The sequence below is a fragment of the Asaia krungthepensis NRIC 0535 genome (assembly GCF_025995175.1).
Taxonomy (GTDB): Bacteria; Pseudomonadota; Alphaproteobacteria; order Acetobacterales; family Acetobacteraceae; genus Asaia; species Asaia krungthepensis.
This window is the reverse complement of the sequence record NZ_BAPV01000004.1, coordinates 350,853-371,891: the sequence shown is the minus strand read 5'-3', so window position 1 is coordinate 371,891 and position 21,039 is coordinate 350,853. Positions and strand designations below refer to the sequence as shown.

Below are 21,039 nucleotides of genomic sequence, written 5' to 3'. Positions count from 1 at the left end.
TACGATGAAGAAGTGGCCTAGCTGAAAGACGTAAAAAAGGGAGGATGAGTGTGATTCGTCCTCCCTTTCTTCAGGTCACGCCTGAATATGATGATGAAGGGAAATTCCCTCATCCTGCTTTCGGCGGAGTTCGACTTCCGCTGCCATGGCCTTCTGCAGTTTCTCGAAGGCACGAGCCTCGATCTGGCGGATACGCTCCCGTGACACGCCATATTCATGCGAGAGCTCTTCCAGCGTGGAAGGCTCGTCCTTGAGGCGTCGCTCGGTCAGGATATGGCGTTCACGTTCATTGAGCGATTTCATGGCTTCGGTCAGCAAAGCCTGACGCCCGCTCATTTCCTCAGCCTCACCGAGCGTAGTCTCCTGACTCTCCTGGTCATCGACCAGCCAGTCCTGCCATTCGCCCTCGCTGTCGCTGCGCAGGGGGGCATTCAGGCTGTGATCCGGCGCAGAGAGACGCTGGTTCATCGACACAACGTCCTGCTCGGGCACACCCAGCGTCGTTGCAATCTTGTCGACCTGCTCGGGCTTGAGGTCGCCATCGTCGATCGCCTGCATCTGGCCCTTGAGACGGCGCAGATTGAAGAACAGTTTCTTCTGCGAGGCCGTGGTACCCATTTTGACGAGCGACCAGCTATGCAGGATGTACTCTTGCATCGCGGCACGGATCCACCACATGGCATAAGTAGCCAGCCGGAAGCCACGATCGGGATCGAAGCGTTTGACAGCCTGCATCATGCCGATATTGCCTTCGCTGATCAATTCGTTCAGCGGAAGGCCGTAGCCGCGATAGCCCATGGCGATCTTGGCGACGAGGCGCAGGTGGGAGGTGACCAACTTGTGGGCCGCGGCGTCGTCCTGACGGTCGCGCCAGCGCCGGGCAAGCTCACCTTCTTCTTGGGGGGTCAGGATGGGGAATTTACGGATGTCCTGGAGATAACGGGTCAGGTTGTTTTCAGGACCGAGAGACATCACGGCGGAAGAGGCCATTGGGCTGCAACTCCTTTCGCCCGGTGTAGAGAGGAACCTTATCTACGGGGGTGACCCCGTCCGGGTTCCCGACACCGGGTGACGCTTGTTTAGGGAAGGACTATCGTCCCCGCGCAGCATCCTCAGCATGAGCGATGCCAGACGGTACGTCCATTCCGGCGGCGCGTCACTTCGTCGGATTGACCATGAGTGGATCATACACCGATTTTCGAGTCAAGAAAACGTACCACATTACTCCTAATTAACCCCCGCGCAGGGTGCGCAGCAGGGTCTGGAAATCCTCAGGGGGCTCTGAGGTAAAGAGGAGCGTCTCTTTCGTCCGTGGATGCGTGAAACCCAGACGCGCCGCGTGCAGGGCCTGACGCGGAAAATCGAGCGCGGCGCGTTTTGCCGGGTCCTGAAGGCCGCGTGCCGCAGCGGGAATGCGGCGCAGATAGACCGGGTCGCCCAGAAGCGGATGGCCTGCCTGCGACAGATGGACCCGGATCTGATGGGTACGCCCCGTGGCGAGCTTGCACTCCACGAGGCTTACCGAGGCGTCGAAGGCTTCGAGGCAGCGCACATGGGTAAGGGCATGCTTGCCGCCCTGTGTGACCACGGTCATGCGCTTGCGGTCGCGCTTGTCGCGGCCGATGGCCCCGTCATAGCTGATCTGGGAGGGGAGCAAGCCCCAGGCCAGAGCGCGATAGGCCCTGTCGATGTCACGTGCGGCGAAGGCGTCGGAAAGGGCGTTATGGGCCATGGGGGTCTTGGCCACGACCATGAGTCCCGAAGTATCCTTGTCGAGACGATGCACGATGCCGGGGCGCTTTTCGCCGCCGATCCCTTCCAGATCGTCGCCGCAATGGCCGAGCAGAGCATTGACTAAAGTGCCTGTTTCATTACCGGGGGCGGGATGCACGACCAGTCCGGCGGGCTTGTCGAGCACGATGAGATCGCGGTCCTCAAACAGGATGGGCAAGGGAAGATCTTCGGCCTGTGGGCGGGCCGGGGCTGCGGGGGGGAGGATGAGCGTGACATGACGCCCTGCTCTGGTGGTTTCTGATGGCTCGCGTATGATGGCGCCATCGCAATAAACCTGTCCGGCCTCGATCAGGGATTTGACGCGCGAACGGGACAGGCTGCCGATCGATTCCGCGAGAAAGCGGTCGAGGCGCTGCCCGGCCTGATCGGGCGTGACATCGAAATCGAATCGGTCGGCATCGGGGGCGTAGGCTTCGGTCATGTGCCCCTTTAGCAATTAGGATCGCGCCTCGCCATGACTACCCCGGCCCCACCCGTTTCCCGAACGCTCATGGCAGCCGTCATCATCATGGGTGTGATGATCGTGCTCGGCGTGGCGGGGCTGATCGGCGTAATTGCCCATAGAGCCTTGTCAGGGGACAGTATAGGCCATCACAGCGCATCTGCGCCCATGATCGCGCCAAAGAGCAGCCCCCAACGCGGTGTCGTCTATCATGGGACCGGGCATATCATAGCGCAATCCGTCCGGCCGGATGGCTCCATCGTGCTGCTGATCGGCAACCCCGATGGAGAACAGGTTGTCGTGTGGAACCCGGATACGGGGCTCGTCACAGCACAGTTCGCCCTCTCACCGCAGTAAAGAGGAGCGGGGCCCGTAACCGGGCAGGCACTTGTCGATAGTTACTTGCGACCCAGGCATCCGCGAGCCTAGCCTCGATTACAGAAGCTGCCGGGTTTCTCAGGTGATGAGAGCGTTGGCCTCTGCCGGGTCGATGCCGAGCGCGCTATAGATCCTGTCTGTCGACACGATACCATCCCAGGCGGCGAAGCCATTCTTGTCCATACCCGTATGGTGCGGCATCACGACCGGGGTGGGTGGAATATCCATGAAGCGGATGCGCAGCGCGGCCCATCTCGGTTTGAGGTGGTGATGGAACACGGCCGCCAGGGCGCACTGGTCGATGCACCAGTTGGTGGGATTGGCTGTGAGATAGGCCGTGCGGATATAGTCGTGCAAACCCTGCGCCAGGGTCGGTAGTAGCGCGGTCTCGCCGAAAAAGGAGACCCCGGCCCCGAACCCCCAGGGTTCCCCCATGAACTGTCTGCCTTCCTTGTCGAAGGCATAAAGTCGGAAGCCATAATCGTATCGTGCCCGCAAATCCTCGGAGAGGGGGAGGAAATCGGCGGGGAACATGGCGTCCATGTCCGTCGTCATGACGGGGCAGGAGAACCGCGTGACGATTTCGGGCATCATCAGATAGCGAATGCACGAAAAGGTCGCGCCGTCATTATGCGCCAGAATCCCATGGGCAAAACTCAGGGCAACAGGGCTGCGTGCAGCGCTCAACGCCAGCGCAACGCGCTGCAGAAAAGCGATCTGATCAGGATTGGGGCTTGCAATGCCCAGCACGAGGCGGATCATGCCCGGGCGCGTACCCTCGGCACAGCCCTGCACGAGGGAGGCAATCAGCTTGGGAACAAACCGGAAATAACCCTTGTCGCTGCCCGCCACCACGCAAAGATCGGGCTGCTCCTCACCGTCCTCTCCACCATGCCAGTCCCACGTCCAGCCTGACAGATCGAGAGGATCGGGCTCAGCGGAACGGGGCGAACCGGTCAGCCAGGAATAGGCCCCGCAATTGAAATGTACGAAGTGCAACCCGGACTCCATGGAGAGCTGACGGGCCCGTTCGTAGTGAGCATTCGCCTGATCGGTCGCACCCCGATACCAGGCCTCATGTCCCTGCACGATGCGAAGCGCATGAGACTCACCATTGGCTTCGTGCTCCGTCTCGATGAACAGCTCACGTTTGTCCGAATGGCAGTGTCCCCATAGTTCTTCGATCGTCTGAAGATAGGCCTGTCGAAGTTCGTATCCTGCATCCGCAGGGAGGCGTGAGGGGACAAGAGGTTTCAGGAATTCGGCGTCAAAGTAAACCTGGTACAATTCATTTGCGATGCGGGAAACGACCAGCGGATGAAATCCGGGGGCCAGAAATCTCTCCATGGTTCTCAGGATGAGGGGCTCACGCTGTGACCGTGTTGCGGCGTCGAGAAGCGCATCACGCAAACAATCTCGGGCGTCGTTTTCCTTGCCCTGACGGTACACGACGATCGCCCTTGCCCAGGAAAGCTCGGCTGTCGTCATACGCCCAACGAGGGCATCCAGGCAGGCCAGCGCGGCTTCATTCAGATCGAGTAGGGCGCAGAGCCGCGCCAGATGATAGAGGTGGGGCGCGTGATGGGGGATGGTGATGACGTGGAAGAGGGCTTCTGCAAGTTGGGAGCCGTTCGCCCAAACGCTCGATATATGAATGGTCTCGGGATCGCGCAGCAGGGTTTCAACGGTCTTTACGGCCGTCGCAAACGCCACATCGGGAAAAGCGGTGTATCGGCGTCCATCCGGGAGCGTGAGAGTGTCACCGCCCGGTGAGAGGTGAAGGGCATCCAGAGCAAAACGCTCATTCCCGAATGACAGCGCGAACTCGCTGCATTGGGCTTTTGCAAGATGCCGATCCTCTGTCACCCACGTCGTTTCGCAGCAATACGCAAGGAGAGAGACGTTTTCAGGCATGAGGGGCATGAAATGCTCCCAGCCGGCCTGCTGCGGTACAGGCAGGAATTCCTGCCCATTGCGGCAGCTCACGTGAAGACTGCCCGATCGGATGACAATCGCACCGGGATGAGCATCGGAATGGGCCGGTTCGATCCGGATACAGGAGGGGCCATCAACGATCGAGAGGGACTCATCGAGCAGAAGAGGTGTGACGTGTCCTTTAGCGACCTCGGTGAGGCTGGCAGGCCTCAGAATGCCATGTTCCCAGCAAACGATGGCGCCGTGCCAGGTCAGAAGAAATCGTGCCATCGTTGTTTCTCTCTTGTTTAACCCGGTCCCTTGGGCACCAGGAATCCGTCGGCGTCACTCCGCGAGGACGGCATCCATCAGTCCCGGGAAACGCCTGTCCAGATCCTCTTTCCTCAGGGAGTTGAAGTGTTGCACGCCCTGTATACGGGTGTGCAACAAACCGCTATCGCGCAGCACCTGAAAGTGATGAGACATGCTCGACCGGGGGCGGTCGCCAAGAAGCGCCGCGCAACTTGCCTCGGGAACTTTGCCAAGGTGCTGGACGATCTCAAGACGGATCGGGTCGGCCAGTCCGCGCAGAACACCCAGAAGAGTAAGGTCGTCTGAGGCGGGGTGGTCATAGTCAGGCATCTGCGCTGTCCGATTCCAAAAAACTCGGGGGAGGGGTTGCCGTATGACGGTCGCATCCCCATTCCTGATATTGTTCGATCAAAATCGAATTAAACCCCCACGGGTTCATGAGGACATTGCATTATGACAACTCTGTTCGATCCGATCCAGCTTGGCACTATCCATGCGAAGAACCGGATCCTGATGTCGCCACTCACCCGCGGCCGTGGCACGCGTGAACACGTGCCAACTCCGGTCATGGCAGAATACTATGCCCAGCGTGCGGAAGCCGGGCTGATCATCTCCGAGGCCACCGGGATCAGCCGCGAGGGGCTGGGCTGGCCCTATGCCCCCGGCATCTGGTCGCAGGAGCAGGTCGAGGCCTGGAAACCTGTCACAAAGGCCGTACATGACAAGGGTGGCAAGATTATCGTCCAGCTCTGGCACATGGGCCGCATGGTGCATTCCAGCGTGACCGGCCAACAGCCTGTGTCCAGTTCGCCAACCTCCGCGCCCGCACCGTTGCACACCTATGACGGCAAGCAGGACCCGGAGCAGGCGCGTGCGCTGACCAAGGCAGACATCACGCGTATTCTGGGCGAATACGAAACCGCCGCGCGGAACGCTATCGCCGCCGGGTTCGATGGGGTGCAGATCCACGCCGCCAATGGCTATCTTATTGACGAGTTCCTGCGTGACGGCACCAATCATCGCGAGGACGAGTATGGCGGGTCACCCGAAAACCGTATCCGCCTGCTACGCGAAGTCACGGAGCGCGTGATCGCGACCATCGGCGCAGAGCGTACCTCTGTGCGCCTTTCTCCAAACGGGGATACCCAGGGCTGCATCGACAGCGCGCCCGAGACCGTCTTCGTTCCTGCTGCGAGAATGCTGAACGATCTGGGGATCGGCTTTCTCGAGCTGCGTGAGCCTGGCCCGGACGGAACCTTCGGCAAGACCGACCAGCCCAAGCTGCATGGGCCGATTCGCGAAGTATTCAGCAATCCACTCGTGCTCAATCAGGACTACACACGGGAGGAAGCGATCGAAACCGTCGCTGGCGGCATTGCCGATGCCATCGCTTTCGGACGCAAATTCATCGCAAATCCTGACCTGCCGCGACGTTTGGTCGAGGATCTTCCGCTTCAGTCGGACAATATCAAGACGTGGTATAGCCGTGGCGACGAGGGATACATCGATTACCCTTTTTATAACAAATCATGACTTTGTCGTGAAAGCTGGCCGGGCATATTGACCTCGTAAAGCAGTTGGGTTTCAGGAAGATACATTTCGTTTCTTTCTGGAACCTTCATGCGCTTCTCGTCAGCCTTCTCTCTTGCCTGTCTCTCGGCCCTCTCGATCTCAGCAGCAATGGCCGATCCGCTTCCCGTTGTGGCGGTCAATCGTGAAATCGGCCTTTCGATGGCCGGGATCTTCGATAATCTGGTAGGGGGTTATGGCGACCAGTATCAGACGACGGGGGGGCAGTGGTACCGCCCCTATCACTGGACGTCGCAATCCCGCTCACGCCGTATCGGCTGGGTCCCGGGATTTCAGGTGGACGCCTCGACCATGGTGTCTGTGGGGCGGGTGGAAAACCTCTATGCCTCGGCACTTTTCCGCCTCGGTTCCGGTACTCGCAATGACAAATATGCGTACAGCTACAACTCATCTTATGGCAGCGATTCGTGGCAGGGTGGCGGGGGCGAGAGTGCTAACTCGACCTATAGCCGTGGCGAAATCGGCAAGGGTTTCCTGTTCCTGAAGGACAAGGCGCTCATCACCCCCTTCGTTCAAGGGGGATATGACTCCTATGGCTACGATAGCTTTGGCGGCCAGAATGCCTTTTTTGTTGGTCTCGGCGTGAATACAGATTATGCGCTCACCGATCGCCTGGTCCTTCGTGGTCGGTTTGGCTGGGCCGAGATTCTCGACACGGGGACCTATCGTGTTAAGGGCGCTGCGACGCGGCCGCGCTGGGAAGGCAGCCTCGGGGCGGACTATCGCATGACGCGCCACTGGCATCTGACGGCCGGGGGGGACTATGCCTATACATCCTATGGCCACGACAAAGACCAGTATGGCTATCAGACCGTGAGTGAGGGGCAGGTCGCAGGACGCTGGACCTCAAGCGGCATCCAGAACGGCCTGACCCTGCGCGCAGGTCTCGCCTACGCGTATTGAAGTAGTCGCAGAGTAGTCCGGCACGGGAATGTCTCCCTATGCCGAGTTACAGGGTTAGCGCCCCGCCTGCGTCGTGAAAAGAGCCGCAAGCCGCGCGTGATCCTCTAGAATTATTCCGGGTATATCAACGTGCCCGATAAAGCCGCGTCCCTTAGGGCCATAACCGGTGGTCGTATCCTGAAGCCGGGGAATTTCTCCCAGAAGCAGGGATAGGTAGCGCTCCTCCGTCCAGGATTCCGACGTTGCCGTCTCTCTAAGGCGGGGCGTGAAAGGCGGGGACGAGAAAAAACGTGTTGGTCGCTCGCGCCAGACATGATGGAACGTCGCATCGGTGCGGCGTTGCAGGAGCGGGTCCTGAACCAGAACAACATGATGCGGCCTGAGCCCGAGTTCATCGAGCGTGTCGCGCGTGAAAGCCGCGTTCTCTCCCGTATTCGTCGAGCGGGTCTCCAGGATAATCTGGTCACGGGCGATCAGGGAATCCGATGCAATGAGACGGGAGATCAACTCGGCTTCGGAGAGATCGGCAAGGGCAGATGGCGCGCAATCGAGACGTGAAGCGAGGGCCGCCACCAGCGGCGGGGTCGAATGCCCGATGCCGCCGGTGATCAGCAACAGGCAGCCATGTTGCCGCGCCAGGCTCGCAGCATGATCCACGCAGGCCAGTAAGCCATTGCCAGCAAGGCAGACGAGGTCGATCCGGTTTGGCGCATCGTCAACACTGGTCAGAGCCAGATAGGCAGCAATGCGATCGGCGGCCTCCCTGATCTCGGGCTGTTCCAGAGCGAAAAAATCCGGATGTGTCATTTCTGTCCCATCGCCTTTGTTTCTCCGGACCGATCGCGGGAGTGACCGGGTAGGGTGACGTCGCATTTGCTGGGAAAATGCGACGCCGGTTTTCATTGCGGGCAAGTATGGCCCCGCGCCTGACGGAACGCGGCATCACACCCGGGTCAGACCGTGAAATACTTGGCCCGCGGGTTGAGCATGACGAGAGCGGAAGTCGATTGCTCGGGATGCAACTGATAGCCATCCGAAAGCGAGACCCCGATGCGCTCCGCATCGAGGAGCTTCAGAATGGGCTCCTGATCTTCAAGGCGCGGGCAGGCCGGGTAGCCGAAGGAATAGCGTGAGCCACGATAGGACTGAGCCAGCATCTTCTCCATGTCGCGGTCATCTTCGCCCGCAAAGCCGAGTTCGGCACGGATGCGCTTGTGCGTGTATTCCGCCATGGCCTCGGCCATTTCGACCGAAAGCCCGTGCAGATACAGATAATCCTGATAGCGGTTGGCCTCGAACCAGTCCCGCGCCAGGTCAGAGGCCTTCTGGCCCACTGTCACGACCTGCAGACCCACCACATCGCGCTCGGTTTCGTCGATGTCACGTACGAAATCGGCGATGCACTCGCCATCTTCGCGGGGCTGGCGGGGGAGGGTGAAGCGCGCGGCCTCGGTCAAGCCATCCTCGTGAAAGAGCACAAGGTCATTGCCTTCGCCTGCGGCCTTCCAGTAGCCATAGATGGCCTGGGGTTTGAGAATGGTTTCTTCCGCACAGAGCGCCAGCATGCGCTTGAGCACCGGGCGCAGTTCCTGCTTGGCATAGACCATGAACTCGTCAAGCGAGCGCCCCTGTTTCCGAAAGCCCCACTGGAACTGATAGAGCGAGCGCTCATTCAGGAAGGGCAGCACAGCGGCGGGCGTGGCCTCGACCACACGGGCACCCCAGAAAGGTGGCACGGGTACGGGCTGCGTTCCGGCCACATGGGCGCGCCGGGTGCGTGCGGCGTCCTTGTCGATGGGCGCGAAGCCGCGTGTCTCGGCCAGCTCAGGCGCACGCTCGACCTTGCGCTGTTTGCCTGCCCGACGCGTCTGGATGGCGCTCAGATAGTCGTCGAACTGGTCATTCACGACCTTGTCCATGAGCGACAGCCCATCGAAGGCATCGCGTGCATAGGCGACGCGCCCTGCTGTATTGATACCGTAGGAGCGGGCGCATTCATCTTCCACGTAGTTGCGCGTCAGTGCCGCGCCACCGAGGAAGACAGGAATATCGATACCCTGCCGCGCCATCTCCTCAAGGTTTTCGCGCATGATCACGGTGGATTTCACAAGCAGGCCCGACATGCCGATGGCCTGCGCGTTATGCTCGCGCGCTGCAGCGATCATATCGGCCAGAGGGACCTTGATGCCCAGATTGATGACGCGGTAGCCGTTATTGGTCAGGATGATATCGACGAGGTTCTTGCCGATATCGTGGACGTCGCCCTTGACGGTCGCGAGGACCATCGTGCCACGCGCCTGACCCTCTACACGCTCCATGTAGGGCTCGAGCCACGCCACGGCGGTCTTCATGGTCTCGGCCGATTGCAGCACGAAAGGAAGCTGCATCTTGCCCGCGCCGAACAGCTCGCCCACCACCTTCATGCCATCCAGAAGCACGGTGTTGATGATGTCGAGCGGAGGCATTTCCTCCATTGCCGCGGCGAGATCGTCCTCGATGCCCTTGCGGTCGCCATCGACGATACGGTCCTTCAGACGTTCGGCCGGCGTCTCGGCGCGGCGCTTCTGAACGGCATCGGCGGCTTTTCGGCCTGCGAAGAGCTTCAGCAGCTTCTGGAGCGGATCGTAGTCCTCGCTGCGTCGGTCGAAGATCAGATCCTCGGCGACCTTCACTTCCTCGGCGGCAATCAGATGCAGCGGGCGGATCTTGCTGACATGCACGATGGCGCCGGTCATGCCGGCCTTGACGGCATGATCGAGGAAGACCGAGTTCAGCACGGCGCGCGCCGCCGGGTTGAGGCCGAAGGAGATGTTCGACAGCCCCAGGATGATCTGGATGTCGGGGAAGCGCTCGCGGATCATCCGGATGCCTTCCAGCGTCCAGACACCCAGCTTGCGATCGTCTTCCACGCCCGTGGCAATGGTGAAGGTCAGCGGGTCGATCATCAGATCGGATTGCGGCAGACCGTGCTTCGTGCAGGCGAAATCGACCAGACGCTCGGCAATGCGCAGCTTGTCTTCCGGCGTCTTGGCCATGCCCACTTCATCGATCGTGAGCGCAATCACCGCGGCGCCGAACTTGCGCGCCAGAACCATACGGTCTTCGGCATGGCCTTCACCATCCTCGAAATTGATCGAGTTGATGATGGGTTTGCCGCCATGCAGTTTGAGTGCGGCTTCAATGACTGGGGTCTCGGTTGAGTCGATCACCAGAGGTGCATTCACTGAAGACGTGAAGCGCGTGACGACCTCATTCATCTCGGCAATTTCATTGCGTCCAACAAAGGCCGTGCAGAGATCGAGCGCATTGGAGCCCTCGGTGGCCTGCTCGCGCCCTACGGCAACGCAGCCATCCCAGTCGCCGGCTTCCTGCAACTCACGCCATTTCTTGGAGCCATTGGCGTTGCAGCGCTCGCCGATGGAAAAATAGGAGTTCTCCTGACGCAGCGGCGTCTGGGTATAAAGGCTGGCAACGGAGGGCACCCAGTGGTGAATGCGCCTGACCGGGGCAGGGCGGTGACTGGTCCGGCCGCGCTTGCGAAGCATACCGTCCAGCGCCTGGATATGCGGGGTGGAGGTGCCGCAGCATCCGCCTACCAGATTGAGCCCGTCCTCCACGATGAATCGCTCGACCCAGCTGGCCATTTCACCGGGGGTGAGAGGGTAATGCGTGGTGCCGTTCACCAGCTCGGGAAGCCCCGCATTAGGCTGGATGGAAATCAGCCCGGGCCAGTTCTCCGACAGCCATTTCACATGCTCCGCCATTTCCTGCGGGCCCGTGGCGCAGTTCATGCCGATGAGGGGCACGTCCAGCGCATGAATGGTGGTGGCTGCCGCGGCGATATCGGGGCCGACCAGAAGCGTGCCGGTGGTCTCGACCGTCACCTGAACGAAAATGGGGGCGTCCGAGCCCAGTTCGCGCCGTGCAGCCTTGGCGGCGTTGACGGCTGCCTTGATCTGAAGCGTGTCCTGGCAGGTCTCGATCAGAAAGGCATCGACCCCTCCATCGATCAGGCCACGGCATTGCTCGATGATCCCGGCCTCGAGCGTGTCGTAGTCGATATTGGCGAGGCTGGGCAGCTTGGTGCCCGGGCCGATGGAGCCCACAACATAACGGTGACGTCCGTCGCTGAAGGTCTCGGCGGCCTCGCGCGCCAGCTCGGCCGATTTGCGGTTGATCTCGCGGGCGCGGTCCTGCAAGCCGAATTCGGCAAGGGTGACGATCGAGCCACCGAAGGTGTTGGTCTCGACCATATCTGCGCCGACCTCGAAATAGCCGCGATGAATCTCGCGGATGAGTTCGGGCCGGGAGAGGGTCAGGATCTCGGTGCAGTTTTCCTGCCCCCAGTAATCGCGCTCGACCTCCAGATCCAGCATCTGGATACGTGATCCCATGCCGCCGTCGCAGAGCAGGACTTGGTCGCGCAGGGCGTCGAGAAGATGGGGACGTGTCATGATGGCAAGGTATCTCGCTGAAAGATCATATAATCAGGTCATGTCTTGCTTGCTGACATGGCGAAAGCTGCTTTTTTCAGAGGCGGTCGCTTCTGTCCAGTAAAGACAGGGTCTAGCCTGACAGCGGGGATCACGGGAACCAGGAGAAGCTTGATGGCGGGCGACGGGCGAATCAGGCTGATAATCCTGAAGGATCTGGCGGAAATGACGCCGGATATGGAACGATACAGAAACGAGATGGCCTGCCTGGCTGCAGGGGAGGGGCTTTGCGCCCCGGAAGGGACATGGCGCGTTTTCCGGCAGATTGCTCCATCGTCGCATCGTATAGGGGTTCTGGGCCAGTCATGTGTCTGCTGTCGTGGTCCTGGCCCGGTCCCGGCAGCGCTCAACCAGATCTTCATCGAACAGGTGAGGGGACTGTATCCCGCTTTTCACGCAGTTGTCCTGACATGTGGGGAAACGGGCGTGAGAGAGATGCATGAGTTACTGCAACAAGATGCGCTAGTCAGAGCACGTTACCGATTTTAAATTATATGTAGTTTTTCGGCGGACGATTGGAAATTTGTACAGTAACTGTTACACAACATGAACAGATTCGACGCCAAGTTCAGCGATTTCTATGACTTATGGTTAAATTGGAAGATTCTCGCTCGACAGGGGGAGGGGTTTTCGCGCTATTCGGGCAGCCTGAAGTCTGAGCGGCTTAGTGAAACACAAGAGGAAGCTTCGTGAAGCATCGTGATGGCGTCGCTGCAGACAGCGAAACCCAGAATCCCGTCTACATCCGGCTCCGTGCGGCCATGGCGGCTGCCAAGTTCCATGGCCTCGATCTCGACATGCGCGATTTCGCGGCTGAGCCGGGTGAGGCGTCGCCGTCCCCTGCCGCGCTTGCGCGCTGGCTGAACGAGAACGGTGCCGTCGCCAAGGGTATGCGCATCAAGTGGCGCTTTCTGGTCCGTATGCAGAATACGCCGCCTATCGTCCTGATGTTCCGCGATGGCTCGGCCGCTCTCATGGTCCGCGCCGATCCCGAGAAGAACATCGTCTGGCTGCGTGACCCTCTGGGGGATGAGGGCAGTGTTCCGGTCGCTGTCGATGAGCTGCGCCTTACGCAGGTCTGGACCGGCGATATCCTTCTGGTCAAGCGCCGGCGCGATCTTTCCGAGGCCGATGCCCCATTCGACCTGATGTGGTTCGTCAGGGTGGTGATGCGCGAAAAGCAGTCGCTGCGCGACATTCTCTTCGCCTCCATGGTTCTTGCAATCCTGCAGATCTTCCCGGCCATGATCGTCATGCAGGTGATCGACCGCGTGGTGAATTACCACTCGATGTCGACCCTTGTATCGATCACCGCTATCGTTCTCGTGCTCAGCTTCTACGAGACCCTGCTCACTTATGGACGTCGCGAACTGACGCTGGTCATGACCACGCGCGTCGATACGCGTATTTCCCTTCACGCATTCAACCGACTTCTGGCCCTACCGCTCGAATTCTACGAGCGTGAGCAGACGGGGCGCATTCTCGGTCGCTACATGTCGATCTATCGCGTGCGCGACTTCCTGACCGGCAAGCTAATGTCGACCTTCCTCGACATGTTCACGCTGTTCGTCATTCTGCCGATCCTGTTCTGGATGAGCTCCACGCTCGCCTGGATGACCGTTGCCTGCGCCGGTCTGATCGGCCTGATCATCGTGATCTTCCTCGGGCCCATGACGCGCGTCTATAACAGGATGGTCCGCGCCGAGATGGAGCGCAGCTCCATTCTCTACGAGACGGTTGCCGGTATCCGTACGGTCAAGACCCTCGCTCTCGAGCCGACGCGTCGCGAGAAATGGGACGAGACCACAGCCGACGTGATCCGCTGGAAACTCGCTGCCGGGCGCATGCAGAACTGGCCGAGCACGCTGGTGATGCCGCTCGACATGTTCATCAATCGCGGCATCATCCTGGTCGGGGCGTATCTGATCCTTTCGGGTTCCAGTTCCATTCAGCCGGGCGCCCTGATGGCGTTCATGATGTTGGGTGGCCGCGTTGCTGCGCCGCTCGTCGGGCTTGCCAAGATTCTCGAGGACGTCAACGAGGTCATGACCTCGCTCGGCGAGGCCGGGCTCGTACTGAACCAGCCGACCGAAACCAAGGCCCTGACCTCCGGGCTGAGACCCCCGATCAAGGGCGCCCTGTCCTTTGCCCAGGTCGATTTCAGCTATCCCGGGACCACCATCAAGGCGCTCAACGACGTCAATTTCGAGATCCCGGCGGGGACAATGCTCGGGCTCGTCGGTCGTTCCGGCTCGGGAAAATCGACCGTTACCCGTCTGCTCCAGGGCGTGAGCCGCAGCTATACCGGCTATCTCCGTCTCGATGGCGTGGAACTGCGTGAGATCAATCTCAGCCATTTGCGCCGCTCCTTCGGCGTCGTGCTGCAGGACAACTTCCTGTTCCGTGGTACGGTTCGTGACAACATCACAGCCGGTCGGCCCGGCTACACGATGGATGACGTCATTCGCGCTGCCCGTCTCGCCGGTGCCGAGGAATTCATCGACCGTATGCCTGCAGGCTACGACACGCCGATCGAGGAAGGCTCGACGAATATTTCGGGCGGTCAGAGGCAGCGTCTTGCCATTGCCCGCGCTGTTATCAGCGATCCGAAGCTGATGATTCTCGACGAAGCGACCTCGGCCCTCGATCCTGAGAGTGAGGCGCTGGTGAATGCCAACCTGCAGCGTATCGGCAAGGGGCGCACGATGGTTATCGTGTCGCATCGTCTATCATCGCTCGTCGATTGCCATCAGATCTGCGTCATGGACAAGGGCAAGGTTGTCGATGTGGCCCCTCATGCCGTCCTGCTCGAGCGCTGTGAGATCTATCGCATGCTCTGGATGCAACAGAACCGCCATGAGCACGGCACCCATAACCGGAACACCGATCAGAATGATGATCCCATGCTGATGGATGAGGAATAAGCCATGAGCAATCAGGAAATTGTCCCTGAGGACAAGAAGGAAGAAGGCCGGGACATCCAGCCTCATGTTCCCCGCCAGGCCGACGACCCTTTTGCGCCTCAGGGACTGCCGATTGCGCTGCTCGAGTTCCACTCGCCAAGCGCTGCGCTGGTCAACATGCCGCCTACGGCATCCGCTCGCTATATCATCTGGCTGGTGGGAGCCCTTTTCCTGTCGAGCCTGATTGCCGCAGGGGTGTTCCCGCTGAACAAGGTGGTGAGCACGCCGGGGCGTCTGGTGGCAGTGAACAACAACCTCGTCATTCAGCCGCTTGAAATCTCGATCATCCGCTCGATCGATGTCGAACTCGGCCAGTACGTGAAGAAGGGGCAGGTGCTTGCTCATCTGGACCCCACCATCAGCAAGGCCGATATCGTCAACCTGAAGGCGCAGCGCGATGCGTATCAGGCGACAATCGCCCGTCTGCATGCTGAGGCGGAAGGCAAGAACTTCGAGCCCAATCTGAACGACAGCGCCTCGGTGCGCGAGGCGGCTTCCTTTGCCCGTCGCAAGGCGGAATACACCGCGAAGATCAATCAGTTCGATCAGGAAATCGCGGCGATGCAGAGCCAGATGACGGGATCTCTTGCCAGCGCAGCCATGCACCAGAGCCGTGGCCGTGTGGCCAATGAGGTACTGCAGATGCGTCGCCGTCTTCAGGCGGATCAGGTAGGCAGCAAGCTTTCTACCCTTGCCGCGCAGAGCGAGCTGATGGATGCCGAGCGCGCCCAGATCGAGGCACAGCAGACTGCCGCAGCAACCAAATCGAAGCTGGCTGCAACCCAGGCCGAGCGCGATGCCTATGTCGAGAACTGGAAGGCACAGGTCTATACCCAGCTTACCGAAACGCAGCATCGTCTCGACGAGGCGGTCGGCGACTACGAGAAGGCGGCCTTGCGCAACAAGCTCATCCTGCTCAAGGCGCCGGATGACGGCGTTGTGCTCAATATCGCCAAGCTTTCCGTCGGTTCGATCATCTCTCCCGCTCAGGTTCTGATGTCCATCGTCCCGACAGGCGCAGCCCTTGAGGTCGAGGCTGTCCTGCGCGGTAACGATGCCGGCTTCGTCAAGCTGGGCGATCACGCGCTCCTCAAATTCTCGACCTTCCCCTACACGCAGTATGGCGGGGCCGAGGGAACGGTGCGTCTGATCAGTGCCGATGCGTTCACCGCCGCTGACATGAAGAGCGGCGCAACGGGCCAGATCCCGACGGGAGACGAAGACCCCTCGCAAAGCGGCTATTATCGTGTCAGGCTTCGTATCGATCGTTACACGCTTCATGGTGTGCCGGAGTTCTTCCACCCGACCCCGGGCATGTCGGTTTCGGCTGACATCCAGGTGGGCAAGCGCACCATGCTGCAATACATGTTCAGCAAGGTGATGCCCGCAATCAAGAACGGCATGCGGGAGCCAAACTGAGCAAGGCGGATTATCCCCGGAGGAGAGCAGGGTGGCTTTGAAGACACGTCTGGCATCGATGGTTTCGCGCGATGCCCGACTCAAACATGCGATCACCCTGATTGAGTCCGGTGAAGACGCTGTGCAGGGTTTCGCCCTGCTGGGACAACTCGCGACTCAGGGCAGTGTCGAGGCCCAGTATCGTACCGGGAAGGCCTATCTTGAAGGCTGGGGAACGCCGCCCAGTCTCGAAGACGGGACAAGATGGATGAGAAAGGCGGCCGAGGCGGGGCATGTCCAGGCCCGGCTGATGCTCGGCACGCTCTATCTCATGGGCTTTCCTGAAGGGTTCGACGAGAACCGACCGGCAATCCTCACCGATAATCGTCCTCTCAAGCGTGTGCCGGATTTTCATCAGGCTGCGCATTGGAGCCGCCTTGCCGCCGAGGCGGGGCAGCCTGACGCTCAGGCTCTGCTGGGCTATGTCCTGACCAATGGTCCGGAGGGAGTGCAGGACCGTGCAGAAGCGCGGGACTGGTACGAAAAGGCCTCGGCCGCCGGTTCCGCTCAGGGTCACCTTGGCCTTGGCATGGCGCTGCACAGTTCCCCGCAATCGCCTGAGGATCTTGCGCGCGGGACCGAGCGGCTTGAAAAAGCTGCAGAGGCTGGTTTGGCCACGGCCTTCTACTTCCTGGCCTGGATCAACGAGCAAGGTATCGGTCAGGCTCCCGATCTGGGTGCCGCAGCGCGCTATTTCGAAAAGGCCGCGGAGCGCGGGATTGTTCAGGCTCAGACGCGCTTTGCTCTCTACCTCATGCAGGGGAAAGGAGTGGCCCGCAGGCTTGACCGCGCGGAAACCTGGCTCAGACGTGCAGCAATGGGCGGCGATGCCGAGGCTGCCGCGTTACTCGGGGATCTGCATGTCAGGGGCGAGGACATGGCCCCTAACTACCTCGAGGCTGCAACCTGGTATCAGATCGCCGCTGAACTCGGGCATGGGGCTGCCGCTCGCGGTCTCGGTCTGCTCTACCTGACCGGTACCGGCGTGCAGCCCGATCCCGATGAAGCTGCAAAATGGTTCCGCATCTCGGCAGAGTGCGGCGATCGTATTGCTGATGCCGATCTCGGTAACCTTGCCTTGACGGGTGTCGGTTCCGAGCAGGATCGTGCCGCCATGCAGCAGCGTTTCCTGAGGGCCGCGGAGAATGGCGATCTGGTCGGCGCTTTCAATCTCGGCGTGTGTTATGCTGAAGGTGTAGGAACGGAGCGTGACGACACGCGGGCCGCTTACTGGATGCAGCGCGCTGCCGATGGCGTCGTCAATGCGCAATACTGGCTCGGTCGGATGTATCTGGAAGGGCGCGGCGTGCCGGAAGATCATGCCCGCGCCGTCGAGTGGCTCGAGAAAGCCTCACAGGCGCGCATGGCAGAAGCCATGACCCTGCTGGCCCAGATCTGTGTTTCCGGTCGTGCGCCCGGCGGGAACGACCATCCCCGCGCCCTCGCGCTTTATATCCAAGCGGGGGAACAGGGCGCTGTCGAGGCCATGTTCTCTGCCGGTGCGATGCTCGGCGGGGGACATGACGTCCAGGCGGATCGACGTGAGGCGCAACGCTGGTTCCGCCTTGCCGCCGAGAGAGGCCACGGTCTCGGGCAACTCATGCTCGGACGATACCTCAAGCGAGGCCTGGCGGGTGAGGTGAATCCGGTGGAAGCCCGTGTCTGGCTCGAGCGCGCGCAGGCGCAGGGAGTGACCGAAGCGACAGCCGAACTCGCCAAACTCGAACGTCGCCTCGGTGGACGTGGCTGAGAGCGCCAGCCCTCCCACCAACCGCCCGCCTCCCGTCCAGTCGGGCTATGGACATGTGGTCACCGCCAGCGACCGGGCAAACTGGCAGCGCTGGCACGATGCCAAGGCTCAGGACGCCTATCGCCGGGGAACGGATGCCGTCCATGCCGGCGAAACCGCTGCTGCTCTTTACTGGCTTGGTCGCGCCGCGCGCATGGCGCATCGCGATCCCAACGTCATTTTTGCCTATGGCATGGCGCTTCTCTCGGCAGGACGCTGGGAGGAAGCCGCGACGCGTATGGCCTGGGTCGCCAAACGATTCATCATTCGCAAGGCGCTCGTCGGGCAGGCCATCGCCCTGTCGAATCTTGGCCGTATGGATGAGGCGGTTTCGGTCTTTGCGAGAATGCTCTCCCATTACGCGCCCGCCGATGAAGTGCTGCCCTGGATCAGGCTGTTTACCTCGCACTCAGGGCGAGCGGGCTGGTGCGCTACCGGCAATGACGGGGTCCTGCGCGGCGAGGCGATCGGGCCTGTTGCTATCGCCCTCGATGGCACGCCGGTTATCGGGGCGGCATCCCTGCCGTTCGACCTGCCGGAGGAGTGGAGACAGGCCGCGTCTCTTTCGGTGGAATACGACGGCAAGCCATTATACGGATCTCCCATCGATCTGGTGGCCATCCGTCAGGTACAGGGTTTCGCGACGATACGGGCGCACCACCTCGAGGGGTGGATCTGGTATCCGGCCGATCCCGATTTCACCCCCCATGTCCTGATCCGGGGAAAGGGCGCCCGTTATGATCTCACGGCGGATCAGCTCGAGCAGGGGACGAGGCTGGAAAAGCCGCTGGCAAGACCCAGACATTTCAGCATCGCTCTCGACGATCTGCCGAAGGGCGAGATCGTTATCGAAGACCGGTATGGCCAGGCTCTGACCGGCAGCCCCATCGGCCCGGCAGTGATCGGGCTTCTCGATCGTGACGCTGGGCAGTTGACCCCCGCCCCTGACAAGACGCCTCCGGCGATCAGAAAGGGGCGGCCCCATAGCCATGCGAAGCCAGTTGAGCGCGCGCCGGGCTGCCTAGTCGTTATCCCCGCCTATCGCGACCTGACTCTGACACGCAGCTGTATCGAGGCGGTTCTGGCGGAGACTGTGGCTGGCCTTGAATGTCTCGTGATCGATGACGGCTCGCCTGAGCCTGGGCTCAGTGCTTATCTGCGTGATATTGCGGGTCAGGGCCGTATCACCCTGATCAGGCATAAGCGCAATCTGGGTTTCACGGCCAGTGCCAATGCGGGGCTGAGCCGTGCTGCGGGACGCGATGTTGTCCTGCTCAACAGCGATGCAATCATCCCCGCAAAGGGCTTGTCCAGGCTCCTGGCCTGGCTGGATCGTGACAGCTTCATTGGAACCGCCACGCCATTTTCCAATGACGCCAGTATTCTGTCCTACCCCTCGGTCACGCGGCCCAATGCGACGCCGGATAAGCGAACCGCAACATCCTTCGATCGCATTTTTGCTTCGCTGCCGCGCTCAGGTCTGATCGACCTGCCAACGGGCAACGGATTCTGCATGGCGATCAGGGGGGACTGCCTCGCCCAGACGGGCCTGCTGGATGTCGAGGTGTTCGCTCAGGGCTATGGTGAGGAGAATGATTTCTGCTGCCGCGCTTCCATACTGGGCTGGCGCCATGTGGCCGCAACCGATGTCTTTGTGCGCCATGTAGGCTCCGTTTCCTTCGGTCGAACCCGCACCCTCCTGCTTGAGCGCAATCTGCGGATGCTCAACCTCCTGCACCCGGGTTACGATGAATCGGTCACCCGCTTCATCGAGGCAGATCCCCTTTTCTCGATAAGGCGGAATGCCGGACTGGTGAGGATGATTGCCCGACGAAAAGCCGCGGCATCGTGCCTGGTGATGGTCACCCATGATTCAGGTGGCGGCGTGGAACGAGTGGTCCGTCATCGGCGCGAAGTGGCGGAGGCCGAAGGAACGCAGGTTCTGATCCTGCGGCCGCATCTGAAAGGATGCCGTATCGAGGATTGCGGCGGCGATACGACGAATCTGGTCTTTTCCCTGCCGGGGGAATGGCTCGATCTCGTGACGGTCCTGCGCCGCATGAAGCCAGCTCGCATCGAATGGCATCACCTGCTGGGACATGCACCGGTCATGCACGACCTGGCCAATGCCCTCGAACTGCGATGGGATATTGTCCTGCATGACTATATCTGGTTCTGCCCGCGTATCTGTCTGGTAGGACCGGGAGATCACTATTGTGGCGAACCTGCTCTTGCCGGGTGCGAATCCTGTGTTGCCCAGCAAGGCTCGCTGATCGACAATCATCTCACTGTGGCTGAACTCGTTGCCCAGTCGGATCGGATCCTGAGAGACGCGAATAGGGTCGTTGCCGGAACGCATGATCTGCAGCGGCGCATGCGTCGCCATTTCAGCGGGCTGACCGTTGAGTTGCAGAAACTCGAATCGGAATCCTATCCGGCCGTCAAACCGATACGCCCCCTCGACGGGGGGAGACGTCGCGTCTGTGTTCCGGGCGCCATCGGGCGCGAAAAAGGCTTCGATATCCTTTTGCAGCTTGCGCAGGATGCCGCGCAGCGCCGGTTACCGCTCGACTATGTTGTTGTTGGCTATACAATCGACGACGAGCGCCTCATGGCGACGGGCCATGTGCAGATTTCGGGAGAATATCGAGAGGAGGAGGCGATCGGTCTGATCGAATCGTTCGAATGCGATCTTGGCCTTATTCCTTCCGTCTGGCCGGAAACATGGTGTTTTGCATTGTCCAATCTGTGGCAGGCGCGCCTCAAGGCAGTATGCTTCGATCTTGGCGCGCAATCCGAGCGTATTCAGAGTAGCGGGCGCGGATCCGTCGTGCCACTTGGAATGCCTGTGTCTCTATTGAGTAATGTGTTGCTACATTTATCACATTGAATGATATATCTTTTACTGTTGGGTTTTCGCTGTTATACATCCCAGATATTCCTCTGGAGCGTTTTGCGTTCACATTGTGCAAAATTCTCCCACGCCAGTTCTAATCAATGATG

Annotated in this window: 13 protein-coding genes; 7 read left to right on the top strand and 6 right to left on the bottom strand. The window is 60.5% G+C overall.

All coding sequences use genetic code 11. The features are described 5' to 3' along the window. Nucleotides 1-75: 75 nt before the first annotated feature. Together rpoH and AA0535_RS04165 are read right to left on the bottom strand one after the other, a co-directional pair. Nucleotides 76-990: an RNA polymerase sigma factor RpoH gene (gene rpoH, locus AA0535_RS04170; protein ID WP_264814624.1), complete on the bottom strand. Its 915-nt coding sequence runs from the start codon at nt 988-990 to the stop codon at nt 76-78. Between the two features lie 241 nt (nt 991-1,231). Then, nucleotides 1,232-2,215, bottom strand: a complete 984-nt coding sequence (locus tag AA0535_RS04165; protein WP_264814623.1) for an RluA family pseudouridine synthase — start codon at nt 2,213-2,215, stop codon at nt 1,232-1,234. 33 nt (nt 2,216-2,248) lie between these two features. Here AA0535_RS04165 and AA0535_RS04160 point away from each other — a divergent pair, with 33 nt between their 5' ends. Beyond that, a complete protein-coding gene (locus AA0535_RS04160; protein WP_264814622.1) occupies nt 2,249-2,593 on the top strand; it encodes a hypothetical protein in 345 nt (114 codons plus the stop codon). 99 nt (nt 2,594-2,692) lie between these two features. Here the strand turns inward: AA0535_RS04160 and AA0535_RS04155 are convergent, their stop codons facing one another. Together AA0535_RS04155 and AA0535_RS04150 are read right to left on the bottom strand one after the other, a co-directional pair. Continuing rightward, entirely contained in the window at nt 2,693-4,819 is a 2,127-nt protein-coding gene (locus AA0535_RS04155; RefSeq protein ID WP_264814621.1) for a hypothetical protein, read from the bottom strand. A gap of 54 nt (nt 4,820-4,873) precedes the next feature. Then, nucleotides 4,874-5,170 carry an ArsR/SmtB family transcription factor gene (locus AA0535_RS04150; RefSeq protein ID WP_264814620.1) on the bottom strand — a complete coding sequence of 99 codons (297 nt, stop codon included), beginning with the start codon at nt 5,168-5,170 and terminating at the stop codon, nt 4,874-4,876. A 123-nt stretch (nt 5,171-5,293) separates the two neighbouring features. Between AA0535_RS04150 and AA0535_RS04145 the strand changes: the two genes are divergently transcribed. After that, nucleotides 5,294-6,373, top strand: a complete 1,080-nt coding sequence (locus AA0535_RS04145) for an alkene reductase (RefSeq protein ID WP_264814619.1) — start codon at nt 5,294-5,296, stop codon at nt 6,371-6,373. An 87-nt stretch (nt 6,374-6,460) separates the two neighbouring features. After that, nucleotides 6,461-7,333, top strand: a complete 873-nt coding sequence (locus AA0535_RS04140) for a hypothetical protein (RefSeq protein WP_264814618.1) — start codon at nt 6,461-6,463, stop codon at nt 7,331-7,333. 54 nt (nt 7,334-7,387) lie between these two features. Here AA0535_RS04140 and AA0535_RS04135 read toward each other — a convergent pair whose 3' ends face one another. Together AA0535_RS04135 and metH are read right to left on the bottom strand one after the other, a co-directional pair. Beyond that, nucleotides 7,388-8,140 (bottom strand): YdcF family protein, encoded by a 753-nt coding sequence (locus AA0535_RS04135; RefSeq protein WP_264814617.1) that lies wholly within the window; start codon nt 8,138-8,140, stop codon nt 7,388-7,390. A 146-nt stretch (nt 8,141-8,286) separates the two neighbouring features. Further along, nucleotides 8,287-11,787 carry a methionine synthase gene (metH, locus tag AA0535_RS04130; RefSeq protein WP_373319271.1) on the bottom strand — a complete coding sequence of 1,167 codons (3,501 nt, stop codon included), beginning with the start codon at nt 11,785-11,787 and terminating at the stop codon, nt 8,287-8,289. Nucleotides 11,788-12,587: 800 nt separating this feature from the next. Between metH and AA0535_RS04125 the strand changes: the two genes are divergently transcribed. The 4 genes from AA0535_RS04125 to AA0535_RS04110 are packed head-to-tail and all read left to right on the top strand — an operon-like array spanning nt 12,588 to nt 20,926. Continuing rightward, nucleotides 12,588-14,750: a peptidase domain-containing ABC transporter gene (locus AA0535_RS04125; protein WP_306310217.1), complete on the top strand. Its 2,163-nt coding sequence runs from the start codon at nt 12,588-12,590 to the stop codon at nt 14,748-14,750. A gap of 3 nt (nt 14,751-14,753) precedes the next feature. Then, the gene (locus tag AA0535_RS04120) at nt 14,754-16,208 is read left to right on the top strand and encodes an HlyD family type I secretion periplasmic adaptor subunit (protein WP_264814615.1); all 1,455 of its coding nucleotides are present in this window, start codon (nt 14,754-14,756) and stop codon (nt 16,206-16,208) included. A gap of 31 nt (nt 16,209-16,239) precedes the next feature. Next, entirely contained in the window at nt 16,240-17,997 is a 1,758-nt protein-coding gene (locus AA0535_RS04115) for an SEL1-like repeat protein (RefSeq protein WP_264814614.1), read from the top strand. Continuing rightward, on the top strand, nt 17,990-20,926 hold the full coding sequence (locus tag AA0535_RS04110; protein ID WP_264814613.1) for a glycosyltransferase: 2,937 nt from the start codon (nt 17,990-17,992) through the stop codon (nt 20,924-20,926). The genes AA0535_RS04115 and AA0535_RS04110 overlap by 8 nt, the downstream gene beginning before the upstream one ends. Nucleotides 20,927-21,039 lie beyond the last annotated feature (113 nt).